The 875-nt window shown below is 46.1% G+C and carries 1 protein-coding gene and 1 pseudogene; both read left to right on the top strand.

Going from position 1 to position 875, the window contains the following annotated elements:
• Nucleotides 1-202: pseudogene (locus OH455_RS23195) on the top strand (T6SS immunity protein Tdi1 domain-containing protein); the annotation flags it as partial.
• A gap of 157 nt (nucleotides 203-359) precedes the next feature.
• The coding region (locus tag OH455_RS23190) for a GAD-like domain-containing protein (protein WP_269982937.1) at nucleotides 360-875 on the top strand (516 nt) is incomplete at its 3' end.

Here is an 875-nt window from a genome sequence, read left to right as displayed (position 1 = left end):
GCTCAAAACGTATGGCCCAGTGGGCAAAGACGAAGTCATGGTATTTACCCCTTACCTATTTATGGGCGGCGAAAAATCCGTTGATGCCATGGCCAAAGAGAATCTGCAGGTGTTCTTGCACATCATGGCTGATTTAGGCGGTGCCGAAGTCATTGATATGGCCGCTATGGTCAGTAACGTCATCAAGCATTATGAAGGTTAACCAATGTCGTCCGCACTAAGTGGGCTTTTGGGCTTTCTGTGATGGGCTTTCTGATATCGTAAACGTCTAAACGCGGGCACAATCTAATGCCGGAAGCAGGCTTAAAGACAATCGGAAAGGCGTGGCTGTGACAAACAAATGAAACGAGGAAAACGCAGTGCCTGACGAAGATTTTGAAATGTTTTTGGAAGAGTTTGGCGAGCCCACCACGTATGTTCAGGCCACAGACCAACACATTGAAGCTTATCGGGGCATACTTCCTGACCAGTTGCTGAAGTATTGGCAAATGGTCGGATTCTCTGGCTTTATGGATGGCCTATTTTGGATCACTAATCCCGCTGAGTTTGAAGATGTGCTTGAGTGCTTCCTCAAGGACACAGAGTTTGCCGATTATGACAACTACCATGTCATAGCGCGAAGTGCTTATGGCGAACTTTATCTGTGGGGAATAAATACTGGACATTCATTGACAATAAAGCCGTCATTCAACTGGATAAAAACGAGTATTGGTGATGAAAATGAAATTCAGAGCGGGCGGGCCAATGCTGCGATACAGAGTTTTTTCGGTATAAAAGAGCCCGCAGATGTGGATATCATTAGCAACTCAATCCCCTTGTTCCCATCGGTACTCAAAACGTATGGCCCAGTGGGTAAAGACGAGGTCATGGTATTT

It is taken from the genome of Vibrio sp. T11.5 (assembly GCF_027587155.1).
In the GTDB taxonomy this organism is placed as follows: domain Bacteria; phylum Pseudomonadota; class Gammaproteobacteria; order Enterobacterales; family Vibrionaceae; genus Vibrio; species Vibrio neptunius.
This window is presented reverse-complemented; position numbering and strand designations above follow the sequence as displayed.